Genomic DNA, 19,002 nt, shown 5'->3' on the forward strand with positions numbered 1-19,002 from the left:
AAATGATGCTTTTTTATAATGTGTTATTCATTATAAAAAAACATACCTATTATAGATAATAATTTGATTTACTTTATTTATATAGAATTGCTGCCACAAAGCCTTATTATTGATATTCATATAATGACAATAAATCTTGAAAACAATATATAGTAAAGATTGTTTCTGAATAATCAATTAATAACTAGTATAATGTAAATCATTTCTGTGTTATTGTAAAATCAGTAATACATTTGACTATTTTTTGTCTAAAGATTTTTTACATATCAAATAATAACGGTTATGTTTTAACTAACTGACCATTGATAATTTTTTAGTTCGCTAACTAAAAAATCGATTAAACATCGAGTTCGGAGCGGTAATAATTTACGGCTTGGATAAACGGCATAAATATTCAAATTCTCGACTTTATAATTCAACAAAACACGAACTAAACGGCCTATTTTAATATCTTTACCAATAATAAAATCAGGTTGCAACGAAATACCACCTCCTTGTAACATAATTTGGCGGCAAGTATCGCCATTATTACAATAGATATTCGCTTTTAAATTCACCGAGTAATGGGCATTGTCTTTATAAAAATGCCATTGCTCTTTTTTTGCCCACTGACTATACATCACAATTTTATGATTCAACAAATCATCAGGATCATTCGGCATGCCATATTTAGCAATATAATCAGGCGACGCGGCGGCTATGATTTGCGTAGTTGCCAACTTACGGCTAATCAGCGACAAACTTTCTAGCCGACCAATTCGAACAGCAAGATCGTAGCCCTCCTCAAGCAGATCAACCACACGATCTGACAACGTAATATCTAGCTCAATTTTAGGGTATTTATTGATAAATTTTTGCCATAAAGGCGCCAAATGCAAAATACCAAAACTAACAGGCACATTAACCCGAAGAATACCTTGTGGACTTGCATGATCTAAAGTGAGGCTATTTTCTGCTTCTGTAGTAGCATTAATAATGGCTTTAGTTTGCAAATAAAAAATTTGCCCCTCATGGGTAATGACCATTTTGCGAGTTGTACGTTGTAACAACCGAACTTGCAAGCGATTTTCTAATGCTTGAATATAACGTGACACTGCCTGCTTAGACATATTTAACTTAACTGACGCATCAACAAAACTATTACAATCAACTACCGCCACAAAAACCATCATTTCTAGTAATTTATTAGATCTATCCATCTGCCTTTCACCAACACCAAACAATTGTCCCACTTATTTTGACAATAAATCACATAATAGCTTATTTATCTACAAAATAATAACCATTATCATAAACAAATGGTGCTAACCAATCACAATAATTAACTTACAGGAAAAATAAAATGAAACAATATCAAACAGATCTAGCTTCACTCATGTTACGAATTGCCTTGGGTGTCATGTTCTTGGCGCACGGTTTTACTAAACTACTCGTCTTTACTCCCTCAGGTACTGCGCAATATTTTCAATCACTTGGCTTTCCTTGGTTCCTTGGTTCATTGGTTATTTAGCGATTATGTTTGAAATTGGCGGCGGTTTGTTATTGCTTTTAGGTCTTTTAACCCGCATTGTTAGTTTATTGGCAGTGATTCAAATGATTGTTATTACATTTATTCACTCAGTGAATGGTTGGTCATTTAGTAACGCAGGTGGCGGTTGGGAATATCCTGAAATTCGAGATCACAAGTTGTACAAGCATCGTGGATTAATATCGGTTGATAACCTAGTTCGGATGCGTGACGTGTTGTTGAGTCAACACACATATGGCTCATCATTCCACAAATAACCATCTGCTGGATCTGTTCTTGTTGTAATTTTTTTTGTAGCTCAGTTTGATAAAAACTATTAGGGAATGTTTTTTTGACAAGATACTCATGCAAGTTACCAAGCGGTAACAAACTTGGATGAATTTCAGCGCCTAAACTTCCGTTAGCAAAAAAATCCGCATGAGGATCAGACTTTATATGCTGAATATAAAAGATCGGTAATTGTTGTGCTCTAAAGTGTTTTTGTAGTTTTAAGGTATTTTGTAAAGTTAATTCTGTATTGTTTAAAGTAAATTTACCCGTTGGGAAATAGTCATTTTGTACGTCGATAATTATTAACCCTTGTTTCATTGTTTTGTCCTTAAATTATGTTTGAGTTGATAATTATGCGATAATTACGCTATCTGTTACATAATGAATTGAAAGTATTATTACTTACCTACTTTCAAAATGAAAAAGATAAACAAGTATGGATAAAAAAGATCGCGCTATTTTAGATGAACTTAAAAAAAATAGTCGTCAATCATGGAAAGAAATTGGCGAAAAAGTATATTTGTCAGGACAGGCTGTTGGACAGCGAGTTCAAGAATTGTATAATAATCATATTATTGAAAAATTTACTATTAAAGAAAAAACAAATCAGCTTCAGTTTATAACGATTTATATGAATTCAAATCAATTCACCTCGTTCGAAAACATGGTCATGTCGTTTAAAGAAATCATCGAATTTTATAAAATCACAGGCGATGGGTGTTATTTTATAAAAAGTGAATTTACAGACCAAAACTTACCACATTTTTTAGACAAACTTGAGCTCTATTGCCGTTATAAAGTTAGTCATCAGTCAAAAGTGATTAAATAACGCTATTTTAAAAATTTACACCTAAACTTGTTGACTATTTTTTGTATAAAGATTTTTTTACATAAAAAACAAAAAAAGTTGCGAGCAAATAAATTCTGTTATATTCTGTTCAGTAGCTTTAATTATCAACTCAGTTAAAGGTTTTTTATTTTTATGAATTGTTTTTGCGTTTTTATTACTAATGCTATTAGTACACATCATCACCATCATTCCTGAATAGTCTTCGGGCAATTGGTGCTGGAAGACTTTGGTCTTCCGGTGATGTCGCAAAAGCAAACAGAAACCCTCGGAAGATCAAACTTCCGAGGGTTTTTTGTTTGTAGTTTATAAATTTTTAGATAACTTTGGAGAAAGATATGTTGGATAATTCGCGTTTACGCATTGCTATGCAAAAGTCAGGTCGATTAAGTGACGAATCAAAAAAGTTACTTGCCCAATGTGGTATTAAAATTAATCTTCAAGAACAGCGTTTGATCGCTTTTGCTGAAAATATGCCCATTGATATCTTGCGTGTTCGTGACGACGATATCCCCGGACTGGTTATTGATGGCGTTGTCGATATTGGGATTGTCGGCGAAAATGTTTTAGAAGAGGAAGTATTAGATAGGCAGGCCGAAGGCGAAGATCCACAATTTAAAAAATTGCGCAGTTTAGATTTTGGTGGCTGTCGGTTGTCGATCGCAGCACCTCGTGATTTTGAGTATACAGGACCAGAATGTTTAAATGATTTGCGTATTGCCACCACTTACCCTCACCTGCTCCGCCGTTATCTTGCTCAATATAATGTTAACTTTAAAACATGTTTGCTTAATGGTTCGGTCGAAGTTGCCCCTCGGGCTGGGCTTGCCGATGTAATTTGTGATTTGGTTTCGAGTGGTGCAACGCTTGAGGCCAATGGACTAAAAGAGATCGAAGTTATCTATAAATCAAAAGCCTGCTTAATTCAACGTCAAGGTGAAATGTCGCCAATAAAACAGGCGTTAATCGATAAAATCATGACACGCATTCAAGGCGTTATTCAAGCTCGTGAATCCAAATATATTATGCTCCACGCCCCTACCGAGGTGTTAGATGATATTGTTGCACTATTACCCGGCGCTGAAAATCCTACCATTTTGCCTTTAACTGGCGAGCAAAATCGGGTTGCACTACATATGGTGAGCAGTGAATCGCTTTTTTGGGAAACGATGGAAAAACTAAAAGCGTTAGGTGCAAGCTCAATTCTTGTATTACCAATTGAAAAAATGATGGAGTAATAATATGAAACTCTCTTATTGGCAACAATGTACAAATGAACAACAAACAGCATTATTAATGCGTCCAGCAATTACAGCCTCTGATTCGATTAGCCAAGCTGTTGCAGATATTTTGGCACAAGTTAAACAAGATGGTGATAAGGCATTAAAAGCACTAAGTAGCAAATTTGATAAAATTCAAATTGAGCAAATAAAGCTTACACAAGAAGAAATAAAAACCGCCGCAAATCGTGTTAATCCTGAATTAAAACAAGCCATGCAATTAGCGGTTACCAACATTGAAAAATTCCACCAAGCACAAGCCTATCAATCCATTATGGTCGAAACAATGCCGGGCGTAAAATGTCAGTTAGTAACGCGCCCTATTGATTCAGTTGGGCTTTATATTCCGGGTGGTTCTGCCCCTTTATTATCTACTGTGTTAATGCTTGCAACACCTGCTAAAATTGCCGGTTGTCGTCAAGTTATTTTATGTTCACCACCGCCCATTGCTGACGAAATTTTATTTGCGGCACAATTATGTGATGTTAGCGAGGTTTATCAATTAGGCGGTGCACAAGCCATTGGCGCAATGGCGCTTGGCACCAAGTCGGTTCCTAAAGTCGATAAGATTTTTGGTCCTGGAAATGCCTACGTTACCGAAGCCAAACGACAAGTCAGTCAGCGACTTGATGGCGCAGCCATTGATATGCCAGCTGGTCCGTCTGAAGTGTTAGTGATTGCAGATAGTTCAGCAAATCCTGCTTTTATTGCTGCTGATCTTTTGTCGCAAGCTGAACATGGTCCTGATTCACAAGTTATTTTGTTAACACCTGATGAAAAAATAGCACAAGCAGTATCGATTGAAGTCGATAAGCAACTTACGCAACTATCGCGCCAAAATATCGCTAAAAAAGCATTACAAGAAAGTCGCCTTATTGTAACTAAAGATTTGGATGAATGTGTTGCTATTAGCAATCGCTATGGTCCAGAACACTTAATTATTCAAACTGCGAATGCGGATGAATTAGTTGAGCAAATTACTAGTGCTGGCTCGATCTTCTTGGGTGATTGGTCACCGGAGTCAGCAGGTGATTATGCATCAGGAACGAATCATGTTTTGCCAACTTATGGCTATACCGCAACCTGCTCTAGCCTTGGTTTGGCAGATTTTCAAAAACGTATGACGGTGCAAAAATTATCACCAGAAGGTTTAAAAGCCATTGGTCATGCGGTTGAGTTGATGGCAGAAGCAGAACAACTCACTGCCCACAAACAGGCGGTTAGCCTTAGGCTTGCGGTATTAAATTCAATAAATCAAAAATAGGTGGCTTAAATGGATATCAATCAATTAGTTCGAAAAAATGTTCAGCAATTAACGCCTTATCAATCTGCTCGCCGTATTGGTGGTCAAGGCGATGTGTGGCTGAATGCTAACGAGTATCCCGTTGCTCCGCATTTTGAGTTGTCCGAGCAAACTTTAAACCGTTATCCAGAACCACAGCCTGAAAAAGTAATTCAGCGTTATGCTCAATATGCAAGCGTGCAAGCCGATCAGTTAATTGTTAGCCGTGGAGCGGATGAGGGTATTGAGCTATTAATGCGTGCATTTTGTGAGCCTGAAAAAGACAGCATTTTGTACTGTCCACCAACTTATGGTATGTACCAAGTAAGTGCTGAGACATTAGGTATTAAAACCAAAACTGTGCCAACCACTTCTGATTGGCAGCTTGATCTTGGGGGTATAAAACAAAATATTGATACTGTAAAACTAATTTATGTCTGTTCACCAAATAATCCGACCGGTAATTTAATCGATTCTGATGATATCAAAGCTTTACTTAATATTGCCAAAGATCGTGCTTTGGTCATTATTGACGAGGCTTATATTGAGTTTTCGCCTGAATCTAGTGTCGTTAGTTGGCTTAATGACTATCCTCACTTGGTGATTTTACGAACATTATCCAAAGCCTTTGCTTTGGCTGGATTACGTTGCGGTTTCACCATTGCTAATAAACCTGTGATCGAAGCCTTACAGAAGGTTATTGCACCATACCCTCTAGCAACCCCTGTTGCTGATATTGCAGCTCAAGCATTGAGTAAAGATGGTGTGAATACCATGAAGCTACATGTGGTAAATTTAAATAATCAAAAGGAAAAATTTGCCAATTTACTTCGACAATTGCCAATTGTCGAAAAAGTTTATCCAAGTTATTCCAACTATTTGTGTGTTAAATTTCAACATGATAAAGATGTATTTAATATTTTATGGCGCCAAGGTATTATTTTACGAGATCAAAGTAGATCTATTGGGCAACAAAATATTATTCGTATTACCATTGGAACCCAAGCCGAGTGCGAAGCAGTCATTTCTGCGCTCAAAACAATTAAATAGGAGCAAAAATGTTACAAAAGTACTTATTTATTGATCGAGATGGCACACTAATTACTGAACCTCCAGTTGATTTTCAGGTTGATCAGTTTGAAAAATTGGCTTTTGAACCTAATGTGATCCCAGCCCTACTCAAGCTACAAACTGCGGGATACCATTTAGTGATGGTCACCAATCAAGATGGGCTCGGGACTAGTAGCTATCCACAGGCTGATTTTGATGGTCCACACAATTTGATGATGCAGATTTTTAAATCGCAAGGTGTTAATTTTAAGGATGTCTTAATTTGCCCACACTTTCCAGAAGATAATTGTGAGTGTCGTAAGCCGAAAATCCAATTAGTTTTGCCATATCTTACTAGTGGTAAATTAGATAAACAAAACAGTTATGTTATTGGTGACAGGGTCACAGATATTCAATTGGCTGAAAACATGCAAATCCAAGGATTACGATATCATCCTGAAAATTTAAATTGGGACGAAATCGCCCAACGATTAACCACTAAAGATCGTTATGCAAAAGTTGTACGCAATACCAAAGAAACTAAAATACTTGTTGAAGTGTGGCTTGATCGCCAAGGTGGCAGTCAAATTAATACTGGAATTGGTTTTTTTGATCATATGCTCGATCAAATTGCGACTCATGGTGGAATTAAACTCAATATCCAAGTTGATGGTGATTTACATATTGATGATCATCATACCATAGAAGATACTGGACTAGCTTTAGGAGAGGCACTAAAAATAGCACTCGGTGATAAACGTGGTATTACCCGTTATGCCTCTGTTATCCCTATGGACGAGTGTTTGGCCAGATGTGCAATAGATATTTCAGGACGCCCTTATCTAAAATTTAAAGCAGAGTTTACTCACCCTAAAGTTGGCGATATGAGCACGCAAATGGTAGAACATTTCTTTTACTCAATAAGTTATGCTATGGCTATTACATTGCATATTGAAACAGAAGGCGATAATGATCATCATAAAGTAGAAAGTTTATTTAAATCTTTTGCTAGAACATTAAAACAAGCCATCAAAATTGAAAGTGACCGATTACCAAGCTCAAAAGGAGTGCTATAAATGAAGATTGTCATCCTCGATACTGGCTGTGCTAATCTATCTTCGGTCAAATATGCCGTGCAACGATTAGGTTATGATCCAATAATTAGCCTTGACCCTGATATCGTGCTCAGCTCAGATAAGTTGTTTTTACCTGGAGTAGGATCCGCAAGTTCAGCAATGGAAAAATTAAAAGAGCGTCATTTAATTGAACTTATCAAAGTCTGTACTCAACCTGTATTAGGGATCTGCCTTGGTATGCAACTTCTAGCCGATTATAGTACCGAAGGACATGTTAACACATTGGGAATTATTCACGAAAAAGTTAGAGAAATTCCTGATTGTGGTTTACCTTTACCACATATGGGGTGGAATCAGGTTTCACCTAAAGCCGGTCATCATCTATTTCGAGATATTCCTGATGATGCTTATTTTTACTTTGTACATGGATACGCGATGCCATTATGCTCAGCAACAATAGCAGAAACCAATTACGGCGAAAGCTTTACCGCAGCCGTGCAAAAAGACAACTTTTACGGCGTGCAATTTCATCCCGAGCGTTCTGGCTTGGCCGGTGCAAAATTGCTAAAAAACTTTTTGGAGATGTAGCTATGACAACTTTTCCAACCATCATTCCTGCTCTTGATTTAATTGATGGCAATGTGGTGCGATTACATCAAGGTGATTATGGACAAAAACGTGATTATGGTAACGATCCTCTTTTACGCTTACAGGATTATGAAAAACAAGGTGCTAAACTGTTACATCTTGTTGATTTAACAGGTGCGAAAGATCCCCAAAAACGCCAAATTTTACTAATACAAAATCTGATTAATGGTGTGCAAATACCAGTTCAAGTTGGTGGAGGAATTCGTACTGAAAAAGATATACAATCATTGCTATCTGCCGGCGCTGCTCGCATAGTAATTGGTTCGACAGCTATTAAGCAACCCGAATTGGTCAAACAGTGGTTTTCAAAATATGGTGCAGAAAGGCTAGTATTGGCTCTTGATGTCCGCATTGACAACCAAGGAAATAAATATGTCGCTATTCATGGATGGCAAGAAGATTCCTGTCAGACACTAGAACAAGTGATTGATGATTACCTTCCTTATGGCTTAAGGCATGTATTGTGTACAGATATTTCCAAAGATGGCACACTCAGTGGCTCAAACGTTAAGTTGTATCAGGAAATTAGTCGTAAATACCCACAGATTGCTTTTCAAGCGTCTGGCGGAATTGGTCAATTGAGTGATGTCAAAGCACTGAAAGACAGTGGTGTTAAAGGTGTCATTGTTGGCCGTGCTTTACTTGAAGAAAAATTTACAGTTCAGGAGGCAATTTCATGTTGGCCAAAAGAATAATTCCCTGTTTAGATGTTCGCGATGGACAAGTGGTTAAAGGTGTACAATTTCGTAATCATGAAATTATTGGAGACATAGTCCCCTTAGCAAAAAGATATGCAGAAGAAGGCGCAGATGAGCTCGTTTTTTATGATATCACCGCTTCGTCAGATGGCCGTGTTGTCGATAAAAGTTGGATCGCAAAAGTTGCCGAAGTGATTGATATCCCTTTTTGTGTTGCTGGTGGTATTAAAACGGTTGAAGATGCAGGTCAAATATTAACCTTTGGAGCTGATAAAATTTCGATTAATTCCCCTGCCCTTGCTGATCCTAGTTTAATTACACGGCTTGCAGATCGTTACGGAGTACAGTGCATTGTAGTTGGCATTGATAGCTGGTATGACAAACAGTCAAACAATTATCATGTTTATCAATTTACTGGTGACGAAAAACGTACCGTTGCCACAAAATGGAACACTCTCGACTGGGTACAGGAGGTACAAAAACGTGGTGCAGGTGAAATTGTTCTTAATATGATGAACCAAGACGGTGTTCGTAATGGATATGATATTATTCAACTAAACGCCGTTCGAGAAGTATGCAACGTGCCACTAATTGCTTCAGGCGGTGCTGGTACTATTGAGCATTTTTTACAGGCATTTAATGAAGCACAAGTTGATGGAGCATTAGCTGCCTCAGTTTTTCATAAACAAATTATTAATATTGGTGAACTTAAACAATATTTGGCACAGCATGGAGTAAATATTCGATTATGTTAACGCAAAATTGCAATACCCAATTAGATTTACAACAACTGGATTGGCAAAAAGTGGATAATTTAATGCCGGTCATTATTCAGCATTATGTTTCGGGCGATGTGTTAATGCTTGGCTATATGAATCAAGAAGCGTTAGCACAAACACAAAATAGCGGCAAAGTCACTTTTTATTCACGAACCAAACAGCGCCTTTGGACAAAGGGTGAAACTTCTGGCAATTTTCTTAATGTTGTGAGTATTTCAACGGATTGTGATAATGATACGTTATTGATTTTAGTTGATCCAGTTGGCCCAACTTGCCATACCGGCTCAACAAGTTGTTTTGCTTCGACTAAAACTCAATGGGGATTTTTATTTGAATTAGAACAGATAATTGCAGGGCGTAAAAATGCCGATCCTAAATCATCATATACCGCAAAACTGTATCATGACGGCACTAAACGCATAGCTCAAAAAGTGGGAGAAGAAGGCGTTGAAACAGCCCTTGCAGCAACAGTTCATGACAGCGAGGAACTAAAAAATGAATCTGCCGATTTAATTTATCATTTATTAGTTTTACTCCAAGACCAGAATCTGTCTTTACAAGATGTCATTGGTATTTTAAAAGCAAGACATAAATAGTTATAACCCATCCAAAGTGCGAGTTATGTCGCACTTTGTTTCAATTTTTTATTCTCATAAAAAAAGATAGAATAAATTAGTAAACGGGTAATTTTACCCCGTTAAACATCGTTAATACTTCGGAATTGTTTTCACATAACATAAGTTTGTCTACAGCTTGTCGATTCAAATGAGGTGAAAACTGACTGATAAAATCATACATATAACTGCGTAAATATAATGAGCGAGGAAAAACAATATAGGTCGTGCTGTAAGGAAAAATATGTCCAGCATTAAGTACAACTAAATCGTCATCTGATGTATTGATCACCGCCATTTTTGCTACAATACCAACGCCGACACCTAATTTAACATAAGTTTTAATTAATTCGGCATCCGTTGTGCTAAAAACAATATTAGGTGATTGGTTAGCACGCAAGAAAGCTTGATTTAAATCTGAACCATCATTAGAAAAATCATAGCTAACTAACGGATATTTTGAAAGCTCTTCAATCGAAATTAATTTACTTTTGGCAAGCGGATGATCTTTCATCACAATCACAGCCTGGTTCCAGTGATAACAAGGTAAGGCTATCATATCATCGCTAAGCTGTGAGATATCGGTCACAATCGCAAATTCAGCCAGACCTTCTTGAGTTTGTAAAATACATTGAGGAGAAGATCCTTGCTCCATATGCAATGTAATACTTGGATATTGCTGCATAAACTGTTGAATCACAACTGGCAATGTATAACGAGCTTGAGTATAGGTAGTGGTAATTGTTAATGAGCCTTGATTTGGTTGACTAAACTCTTTGGCGATAATCTTAATATCATTGGACTTATTGAGGATCTCTCGGGCAAGAGCAATGATTTTTTCACCAACCGGTGTGATTTGAGAAAGGTGTTTACCCACTCGAGTAAATATCTGAACGCCGAGCTCGTCTTCTAATAATTTTATTTGTTTGCTTATACCGGGTTGAGAGGTATACAGTTTTTCGGATGTTAGCGATACATTGAGGTCGTTATTTGCGACCTCAACAATATAGCGTAATTGTTGCAATTTCATAACACTCAAACGCTCCTTTAACTGTATGCCTTTCTTCCTTTTTAATAACATTACAAAAGGAAGAATTGCTAAGGTAAGTCATTTCACAGCTTAGCGCAAAAGAATAATTATTTTATACTAAAACGCATACTTTCCTGAAAGTTTTTAACAAAATTCAGACGTGCCTACCTACTTTTTGCTATTGATCCATTTGCCATCTACATATTGCATCACCCAACCTGTCGATTTTCCATTAACTTCAGAAGTAACATATTGTTGTTTATTTTTACGGCTAAAACGAACAATTGATGGATTACCATTAGGATCTTTATTTGGTGCTTCGGTCAAATAAATGAATTTTTCGGGTAAGCGCTCTTTAAAACGTTGTAACTCTTCTATCAAAGGTGCGCGTGTTTCTCTTGATTTTGGAAAATTATGCGCCGCCAAAAAGATACCCGCAGCACCGTCACGTAATACAAAATGTGCATCTGACTTGGTGCATTTTAGTTCTGGTAGATCAACTGGGTCTTCTTTTGGTGGTGCAACATCACCATTTTTTAAGATCTTACGCGTATTTTTACAATCAGGATTAGTACAGCCCATATATAGGCCAAATCGCCCTGATTTTAAATGCATTTCTGAACCACATTTTTCGCATTCAATAATTGGCCCTTCATAACTTTTAACCTTAAAGTTACCTTTTTCGACAATAAAACCATCACAAATCGGGTTATTGCCACAGATATGCAGTTTTCGTTCATTATCAAGTAGATAACTATCCATAGCCGTGTGGCATTTTGGACAGCGTTTACGGGCTCTTAAAGCATCAGTTTCTGCTGTTTCAGCTTCTTCTAGAATATTTAATGTTTCGTGCTCAGGAATTAAGTTAATGGTCTGTTTACAACGCTCCTTAGGTGGCAACGCATAGCCTGAACAAGCTAAAAATACACCGGTACCGGCAGTTTTAATACCCATTTCACGCCCACAATTTGGACATTTAATTTCAGGTGTTAGCACCAATGGATTAAGCTGCATTCCACCTTTATCTGGTGCTTGTTCAGCAACCTCAAGATGCTGACTAAAGTCACTAAAAAACTGATCAAGCACTTCACGCCATTCTTGTTTTTTATGAGCAATCTCATCCAGAGCATGTTCCATACGTGCTGTAAAATCATAACTCATTAGATCATTAAAGTTTTCACTAAGTCTATCGGTAACAATTTCACCAATTTTTTCAGCATAAAACCGACGATTATCTAAACGCACATAACCACGATCTTGAATTGTCGAAATAATGGTTGCATAAGTCGATGGTCGCCCAATTTCTCGCTTTTCAAGCTCTTTAACAAGAGATGCTTCGTTATATCTTGCTGGTGGTTTGGTAAAATGTTGATTTGGATTTAAGTTAATTAAATCAAGCTTATCGTTTATCGATAGTGATGGTAATATTTTATCTTCATTATTTTTGGCTAGCTGTGGCTGCACTTTAGTCCAACCATCAAAACGCAATGTCCGACCTTTGGCTTTTAAAGTAAAATCACCTGAATTAACCGAAATTGTTGTTGAGTTATATTCAGCCGATGTCATTTGGCAAGCTACAAATTGGCGCCAAATTAGTTGGTATAATTTAGCGGCATCAGCTTCAACATCACTAAGATTATCAGCTAAGATAGTAACATCTGATGGGCGAATCGCTTCATGCGCTTCTTGCGAGTTCTTTTTACTACTGTATACATTAGCCGATTTTGGTAGATATTTATCGCCAAAATTTTTACCAATATAATCACGTACCATCGCTAGCGCATCCTGACTTAAATTGGTCGAGTCAGTACGCATATAGGTAATGTAACCTGCTTCATATAATCTTTGAGCCAACATCATGGTTTTTTTAACACCAAAACCAAGACGAGTACTTGCTGCTTGCTGTAAAGTTGAGGTAATAAAAGGTGCTGTTGGATTACTTTTAGTTGGCTTTTGTTCAATATTAGTTACTTGATATTGGTTTTTACTAAGTTCAGCTAGCGCAATATCAATGGCAACTTTATCTTTAGGTTCGAATGCATCGTTTTTATAATGAGTAACTTGTAAACTTAATGGCTCATTTTTAGCCGTGCTCAAATCAGCAAACAGATCCCAGTATTCTTCAGGAATGAAAGCATGAATTTCGCGTTCACGCTCAACAACAAGGCGTACAGCAACAGATTGTACACGACCAGCTGATAACCCCCTAGCAACCTTTTTCCAAAGTAATGGCGATAGCATAAAGCCAACTACCCGATCCATAAATCGACGTGCTTGCTGGGCGTTAACACGATCCATATCAAGCATCGATGGTTCATTAAAAGCATTTTTGATCGCCGTTTTGGTAATTTCGTTAAAAACAACACGACGATATTTGCTATCTTCACCACCTATCACGTCTTTAAGATGCCATGCAATGGCTTCCCCTTCTCTATCTAAATCGGTTGCGAGATAGATCATGTCAGCATCTTTAGCCAGTTTTTTCAGTTCAGATACTACCCTTTCTTTACCTGGTAGAATTTCGTAATGCGCTTTCCAACCGTTATATGGATCGACGCTCATGCGATCAACCAAGACCTGTCTTTCTGAACGTTTAACTTTTTTATCTGCTTTATCTTTTTTGTCTTTTGTTGATTTTTCAGCTCGTTGGCTACTACCACTCACAGGTAGATCGCGAATATGACCTACACTTGATTTAACCACGAAATCTTTACCAAGATATTTATTGATCGTTTTTGCTTTAGCTGGTGATTCGACAATAACAAGGGATTTTCCCATAATTAAACCTTTCTATTCTGTTGTTTGTATTATTTACTATCAATATTTACATCTAAGAGTGATAGTAAATCATCTTTAATTGTTGATACTTTTGTTGCATATTGTTCTTTCTGCTCTGCATCTTCAATTAATTGAGTAATGGTTTGTGACAACGTGCATCCACGGCGTTTAGCTAAATTAGCCAATCGTTGCCAGACTAAAAATTCCAAATCAATGGATTTTTTCCGAGTATATTGTTGTTCTGCATTAAAATGGCGCTTTCGCCTTGCCCGAATAGTTTGCTTCAAGCGATTATCTAAGTCAGGGTTTAAATGCTTTTTTATCCAATCAACAACACCAGTTGGGTTATGTTCTAACAACAATAACTCATTGACCGCATGTTGCGCAGCACTTTTTTCAATATAGCGTGTAATTAACTCACCTTCTAAGTGTCTCTTAACTAGATAGTTCCATTTCCAACCGCATTCAAGGTTTTCTAGCTGTTGATATTTCATCCGTTCACCTTGTGACGCTGTAACTAAATAGCTATTTGTAGCATAATCTGCTCACACAATAAAGAAAATTATTGCGTTTGACAAATTTTTTATAAATCTGTTATCGTGAGCCTTTCATTTCTATCTTTATTTAAGGAATCCTTCATAATGGTTAAAGCTGATGTTATTTATATTAATGGCTATATTTACACCGCAGATAAGCAAGACAGCGTGTGTGAAGCTATCGCAATTGAAAATGGCTATATTATTGCAACAGGCTCCACGCAAGAAATAAATAACAGTCACTATGTTGATAATCATACAATAATTTATGATTTGCAAGGTAAAACAATGATGCCTGGCATTATTGACTCACATTTACACACCTTTTGGGGTGGCATGCAATTATCATCATGTAATTTAAATTACCAAAGTTTAACTATTGATGAGACTTTAGCTATTATCCAAGACTATTTAGATAAAGATAATCCCAATCATAACGCTAATTGGTTGCAAGTCCGTGGTTGGTTACGCCAAGAAGTGTTGCCAATTGGTACAGATATTACTCGTTTTGATCTTGATAAACTCAATACAAAACGCCCTGTTATTTTGTTTTCAAATGATTGCCATACTTTGGTTGCTAACAGTATAGCATTAGAGAAATTTGGTTTAGATAGAAACACTCCAGAACCATCGGATGGTAAAATTGGTCGTACTGATGACGGCGAATTAAATGGTATATTAGAAGATGCCCCAGCCATGCGTGCTTTTGATAGTATTTCTAAATTAACTGATGAACAAGCACTTAATATTGCTAAATTATCGCAAGCAGAATTAAATAAACAAGGCGTTACTGCTGTTATGGATGCTCGAATTACTGAAACTCAAGCCGATGCCTTTTTAAGACTACAGCAACAAGATGGGCTTTCTATCCGCCTGTTCGGCGCTCGGGAATTGCCACCTGATGATGTGTCATCAATTGCCGATATTCCAAATGTCATTGAGAAAGTAAAACAGTTTGCCACTCGTTATGATGATAAAAACTGGCAACCTAAACCAGGCATTAAAATATCACATACTAAGTTATTTGTAGATGGCGTAATGCAAGCACCTTTGATGACGGCACGATTACTTAAACCATATCAGTTAGAAAACGAAAAAGATCGTTACGGTGATCTTTATTATTCCACTGAAATGTTAGATGCATTAATACTTGAATCCGCAAAAGCAGGTTTTCATCCACATATGCATACTGTTGGTGAAGGGGCAATTGAAGTAGTACTTGACGCTATTGAAAAAATGCGAAAAACCTTACCTGATGCAGATATCCGTCCAAGCACTGCACATAACGAACTAAGCGCAACACACCAGTTTGCCAGATATAAACAATTAAATGCTTGCGTAGTATTTTCTTTTCAGTGGGCTGGTTGTAGTTCAGCAATGGTTGAGCAGTATCAAACTCTATTTGGTCCAGAACGTTATAATGGATTAGAAGCGCACGGGCAATACATTGATGCTGGTGTAAACTGTGCATTTGGTAGCGATTGGCCAATTGATCCTTTAAACGAATGGTATGATTTCCAAATTGCTATGACTCGACAAATTGATGCTGATCATCCACGATTAGACAGCGATCGTAATTTAACTATTACTGAAGTATTGCGTAGTGCTACTATCAATGCTGCATATGTATTAAATCAAGATGAATATATTGGTTCAATTGAAAAAGGTAAATTTGCTGATTTAATTATTTTAGATCGCAACCCATTTACCATACCAACTAATGATATCCAAAACGTTAACGTGTTAACAACTATTGTTGGCGGTAAAACGGTTTATCAAAATGATGTAATTTAAAATTTAACTTTTTTATGTCAAATTACTACACCACAATTATTAGTGGTGTAGCATAAATAATTATCCAAGCTTTAATCAACTCCAATTGCTTTTGCTTTTGCTTTTGCTTTTGCTGTTTCCCCGCTGTCGTTTTTGTGAAATGTAAGATAGCAGCAATAATCAATACTCCGATAAACATATCAATCACATACCATATAGCTCCTGACCATACCTCATAATTCCACTAAAGATCAATACAATAATCTATACTTATTTTATAAACTGATTTGTTAAATTAGTATTTCTGTTGCTACTCAAATGTAAAAATAGAAATTCAAAGTTTTAACTAACCAGTTTAAATTAAATAGGTCTTAATTAACAGCTAATATACTTTAAAGTTTATAATTTGCCCGCTTTAATATTTTTTACAAAAAATTAGCTTGCATAATTATTATAATATGGCAGAATTCCCTGCCGCTTTAAGCGGGTAAAAAGGCAAAACTATACTTAGTAGTTTTTTATTGTTTTTTGGGACAGAGGAGCAAAGTAAGTCATGTCCGCAATAAAAATGAAACGAGTTTTAACCACACCTGCATTAATTGCATTTGGTTTAGCTTATATGGTTCCTTTAGGGATCTTTACCACTTATGGGGAAGTAACAGTTAAAAGTAATGGACACTTACCTATAGCCTATATCATCACCCTTGCCATGATTTTTTTCACTGCATTAAGCTATTGTCGTATGGCAAATAAACTACCTATTGCTGGTTCTGCTTATTCTTATGTACAACGTACTTTTGGTGGAAAAGCTGGATTTTTGGTGGGTTGGGCACAAATCCTTGATTACCTATTTTTACCAATATTAAATTATTTGGTTTTAGGTATTTATCTTAACGAAGCATTTCCTAGCGTTCCTGCTTATGTATTTGTACTTGGATCATTGATTGGGGTTAGTCTCTTAAATTATCTGGGTATTAAGTTGATTAATTCGGTAAATTTCACCTTAATTATTGTTCAGATGATTTTTATTGGATTATTTATATTTTTCACTTTTGCTAATACCCATTTAACCCCAGAAGTGATAATAAAACCACTTAAGATCAATGCTGATGATTTTAGCGGATTAATGTCAGGAGCCGCAGTACTTTGCCTTGCTTTTTTAGGCTTTGACGCGATAGCAACGTTGGCAGAAGAATCCAATGATGCAAAAAGATCTCTGCCTAAAGCCATTATTTGGACAGTTCTTATTGCTGGCTGTATCTTTTTGGTTGTCTCTTATTGTGGTCATCTGATTTTTCCTATGTGGAGTAGTTTTGTTGATAACCAAGATACGGCAAGCCTTGATGTGATGCACCACCTTGATAAAATCAATCGTATAGAATTTATTAGACAAATTAGTAACAATTTTATGTACAATTTCTTCCAAGCGGCATATCTAACTGGCGTCTTTGCATCGGCAATGACTGCACAGACTAGCGTATCACGGATTTTTTATGCAATGGGACGTGAAGGCGTGCTACCTAAACAGATCTTTTATAAAATTCACCCACGCTTTAGAACGCCTTATTTATCGATTATCTTTGTCGCTTGTTTTTCATTACTATCATTAGTATTAGATCTTAGTTTGGTTTTCTCAATGATAAGCTTTGGTGCATTAGTGGCGTTTACTTTTGTCAATCTATGTGTGATCAAAAGCTACCTTAGTGGTAATACAAAAACAGCATCAATGCTATTTAAGTATGGACTATTACCTGCAATTGGCGTTTTGCTTTCATTGTGGTTGTGGACAAGTCTTGATGCAACAGCGATGATTGTTGGTTTAGTTTGGTTAGCAATTGGAGTTATTTATTTAATTTATCTAACTAAAGGTTTTACCAAAACGTTGCCATCAATTGATCATAGCGAATTGAATTCAATAATTAAAGATTAACTTAATCTTTTTAAATTAGGTCTACTTAAAAGTATCTAGTTACGCCTTTCAAAAAACAACTCCGTCGACCTAAGTCGACGGAATCAAATAAAAAAATAATTATTAGCTAGCTAATGTTGTAATTATTCACCAAAACCTGTAGCAAATAGTTCACGGATTTCGTCCATTGCTGCTTGTTCATCTTCACCATCACAGATGATTTCTACAGTTGAACCACCTTTAACCCCAGCACCAAGTAAACCCATCATACTTTTTAATTTAATTGCTTTATCATTATAAACAAGCTCAATTGATGATTTATAACGACCAGCTAATTTAACTAGTGTTGTTACAGGGCGAGCATGCAAGCCCGTTGAATTTTTTACTACCATTTGCTCTTTTAACATAATAAAGTCCTTATTTATATTTTAAAGTTAAAACTATAACTGTATTTATATCATAAATTAAACGATTTTGCTCTTTTTTTGCATGTGAATTTGTATAATTTAGATAAACTAGTTTGCTTATCTAAAGTTAATATTAAAGTTAGACCCAAAAATAACGTACAAGATGAAAAAAGATCGGTGCGGCAAAACAAACAGAATCTAAACGATCGAGCACACCACCATGACCGCTAATTAAATTTCCCCAATCTTTTATACCTCTATCTCGTTTGATGGCAGACATAACCAAACCACCCAAAAAAACCAATAATGTAAGCATGAGTGAAATAAAACCTGCTTGGATAAAACTAAAAGGTGTGATCCAAAATAGGCACGCACCAATTAAACTTGCTGATAAGGTTCCTCCAATAAATCCTTCAACCGTTGATCCTCGCCAAAATATTAGACAGTGCCCACCTCTATCATTTTTTCGTTTTGGTAATATTGTTGTTCATATTGTT

At 36.4% G+C, this 19,002-nt stretch carries 19 protein-coding genes, 1 pseudogene and 1 other annotated feature; of the genes and pseudogenes, 12 read left to right on the forward strand and 8 right to left on the reverse strand.

Annotated elements, in window-relative coordinates:
• Positions 1-287 precede the first annotated feature (287 nt).
• The gene (locus ACGH6S_RS05890; RefSeq protein WP_174798286.1) at positions 288-1,199 is read right to left on the reverse strand and encodes a LysR family transcriptional regulator; all 912 of its coding nucleotides are present in this window, start codon (positions 1,197-1,199) and stop codon (positions 288-290) included.
• 200 nt (positions 1,200-1,399) lie between these two features.
• Here ACGH6S_RS05890 and ACGH6S_RS05895 point away from each other — a divergent pair, with 200 nt between their 5' ends.
• Positions 1,400-1,510, forward strand: coding sequence for a DoxX family membrane protein (locus ACGH6S_RS05895; protein WP_411578476.1), 111 nt, complete (start codon positions 1,400-1,402; stop codon positions 1,508-1,510).
• 126 nt (positions 1,511-1,636) lie between these two features.
• Here the strand turns inward: ACGH6S_RS05895 and ACGH6S_RS05900 are convergent, their stop codons facing one another.
• Positions 1,637-2,116, reverse strand: a complete 480-nt coding sequence (locus ACGH6S_RS05900) for a cysteine hydrolase family protein (protein WP_411578469.1) — start codon at positions 2,114-2,116, stop codon at positions 1,637-1,639.
• A gap of 118 nt (positions 2,117-2,234) precedes the next feature.
• Here ACGH6S_RS05900 and ACGH6S_RS05905 point away from each other — a divergent pair, with 118 nt between their 5' ends.
• The 9 genes from ACGH6S_RS05905 to hisIE all read left to right on the forward strand — a co-directional run bounded on the left by ACGH6S_RS05905 (position 2,235) and on the right by hisIE (position 10,054).
• Complete coding sequence (locus tag ACGH6S_RS05905) at positions 2,235-2,627, forward strand: AsnC family transcriptional regulator (RefSeq protein ID WP_174798287.1); 393 nt, start codon at positions 2,235-2,237, stop codon at positions 2,625-2,627.
• 197 nt (positions 2,628-2,824) lie between these two features.
• Positions 2,825-2,944 (forward strand) — a sequence feature (His leader region).
• A gap of 39 nt (positions 2,945-2,983) precedes the next feature.
• Positions 2,984-3,883, forward strand: coding sequence for an ATP phosphoribosyltransferase (gene hisG, locus ACGH6S_RS05910; RefSeq protein ID WP_174798288.1), 900 nt, complete (start codon positions 2,984-2,986; stop codon positions 3,881-3,883).
• A gap of 4 nt (positions 3,884-3,887) precedes the next feature.
• Positions 3,888-5,189, forward strand: a complete 1,302-nt coding sequence (hisD, locus tag ACGH6S_RS05915; RefSeq protein ID WP_174798289.1) for a histidinol dehydrogenase — start codon at positions 3,888-3,890, stop codon at positions 5,187-5,189.
• Between the two features lie 9 nt (positions 5,190-5,198).
• Positions 5,199-6,257: a histidinol-phosphate transaminase gene (gene hisC, locus ACGH6S_RS05920; protein WP_174798290.1), complete on the forward strand. Its 1,059-nt coding sequence runs from the start codon at positions 5,199-5,201 to the stop codon at positions 6,255-6,257.
• 8 nt (positions 6,258-6,265) lie between these two features.
• Positions 6,266-7,333 (forward strand): bifunctional histidinol-phosphatase/imidazoleglycerol-phosphate dehydratase HisB, encoded by a 1,068-nt coding sequence (gene hisB / locus ACGH6S_RS05925; protein ID WP_174798291.1) that lies wholly within the window; start codon positions 6,266-6,268, stop codon positions 7,331-7,333.
• Positions 7,334-7,921 (forward strand): imidazole glycerol phosphate synthase subunit HisH, encoded by a 588-nt coding sequence (gene hisH, locus ACGH6S_RS05930; RefSeq protein WP_174798292.1) that lies wholly within the window; start codon positions 7,334-7,336, stop codon positions 7,919-7,921.
• 2 nt (positions 7,922-7,923) lie between these two features.
• Positions 7,924-8,676: a 1-(5-phosphoribosyl)-5-[(5-phosphoribosylamino)methylideneamino]imidazole-4-carboxamide isomerase gene (gene hisA, locus ACGH6S_RS05935; RefSeq protein WP_174798293.1), complete on the forward strand. Its 753-nt coding sequence runs from the start codon at positions 7,924-7,926 to the stop codon at positions 8,674-8,676.
• The gene (gene hisF / locus ACGH6S_RS05940; RefSeq protein WP_065590971.1) at positions 8,658-9,434 is read left to right on the forward strand and encodes an imidazole glycerol phosphate synthase subunit HisF; all 777 of its coding nucleotides are present in this window, start codon (positions 8,658-8,660) and stop codon (positions 9,432-9,434) included. The genes hisA and hisF overlap by 19 nt, the downstream gene beginning before the upstream one ends.
• On the forward strand, positions 9,428-10,054 hold the full coding sequence (gene hisIE / locus ACGH6S_RS05945; RefSeq protein WP_065560083.1) for a bifunctional phosphoribosyl-AMP cyclohydrolase/phosphoribosyl-ATP diphosphatase HisIE: 627 nt from the start codon (positions 9,428-9,430) through the stop codon (positions 10,052-10,054). Before hisF ends, hisIE begins: the two co-directional genes overlap by 7 nt.
• A gap of 76 nt (positions 10,055-10,130) precedes the next feature.
• On the opposite strand, the gene cysB is transcribed toward hisIE, so the two are convergent.
• From cysB to matP, 3 genes are all read right to left on the reverse strand, one after another.
• On the reverse strand, positions 10,131-11,102 hold the full coding sequence (cysB, locus tag ACGH6S_RS05950; RefSeq protein ID WP_174798294.1) for an HTH-type transcriptional regulator CysB: 972 nt from the start codon (positions 11,100-11,102) through the stop codon (positions 10,131-10,133).
• Between the two features lie 168 nt (positions 11,103-11,270).
• Positions 11,271-13,880, reverse strand: a complete 2,610-nt coding sequence (gene topA, locus ACGH6S_RS05955; RefSeq protein WP_296300635.1) for a type I DNA topoisomerase — start codon at positions 13,878-13,880, stop codon at positions 11,271-11,273.
• Between the two features lie 29 nt (positions 13,881-13,909).
• Positions 13,910-14,374, reverse strand: coding sequence for a macrodomain Ter protein MatP (gene matP / locus ACGH6S_RS05960; RefSeq protein WP_085164035.1), 465 nt, complete (start codon positions 14,372-14,374; stop codon positions 13,910-13,912).
• Between the two features lie 147 nt (positions 14,375-14,521).
• On the opposite strand from matP, the gene ACGH6S_RS05965 reads away from it, so the two are divergent.
• Positions 14,522-16,210 carry an amidohydrolase gene (locus ACGH6S_RS05965; protein ID WP_296317821.1) on the forward strand — a complete coding sequence of 563 codons (1,689 nt, stop codon included), beginning with the start codon at positions 14,522-14,524 and terminating at the stop codon, positions 16,208-16,210.
• 25 nt (positions 16,211-16,235) lie between these two features.
• Here the strand turns inward: ACGH6S_RS05965 and ACGH6S_RS05970 are convergent, their stop codons facing one another.
• Positions 16,236-16,397 (reverse strand): hypothetical protein, encoded by a 162-nt coding sequence (locus ACGH6S_RS05970; protein ID WP_411578470.1) that lies wholly within the window; start codon positions 16,395-16,397, stop codon positions 16,236-16,238.
• Positions 16,398-16,742: 345 nt separating this feature from the next.
• Here ACGH6S_RS05970 and ACGH6S_RS05975 point away from each other — a divergent pair, with 345 nt between their 5' ends.
• A complete protein-coding gene (locus ACGH6S_RS05975; RefSeq protein WP_065590976.1) occupies positions 16,743-18,119 on the forward strand; it encodes an APC family permease in 1,377 nt (458 codons plus the stop codon).
• Positions 18,120-18,241: 122 nt separating this feature from the next.
• On the opposite strand, the gene ACGH6S_RS05980 is transcribed toward ACGH6S_RS05975, so the two are convergent.
• Both ACGH6S_RS05980 and ACGH6S_RS05985 read right to left on the reverse strand, forming a co-directional pair.
• Positions 18,242-18,505: an HPr family phosphocarrier protein gene (locus ACGH6S_RS05980; protein WP_034913021.1), complete on the reverse strand. Its 264-nt coding sequence runs from the start codon at positions 18,503-18,505 to the stop codon at positions 18,242-18,244.
• Between the two features lie 139 nt (positions 18,506-18,644).
• Positions 18,645-18,926: pseudogene (locus ACGH6S_RS05985) on the reverse strand (phosphatidate cytidylyltransferase); the annotation flags it as partial.
• Positions 18,927-19,002 lie beyond the last annotated feature (76 nt).

Origin of the sequence: Gilliamella sp. BG3, from assembly GCF_046635605.1 — a bacterium.
GTDB lineage: Bacteria > Pseudomonadota > Gammaproteobacteria > Enterobacterales > Orbaceae > Gilliamella > Gilliamella bombi.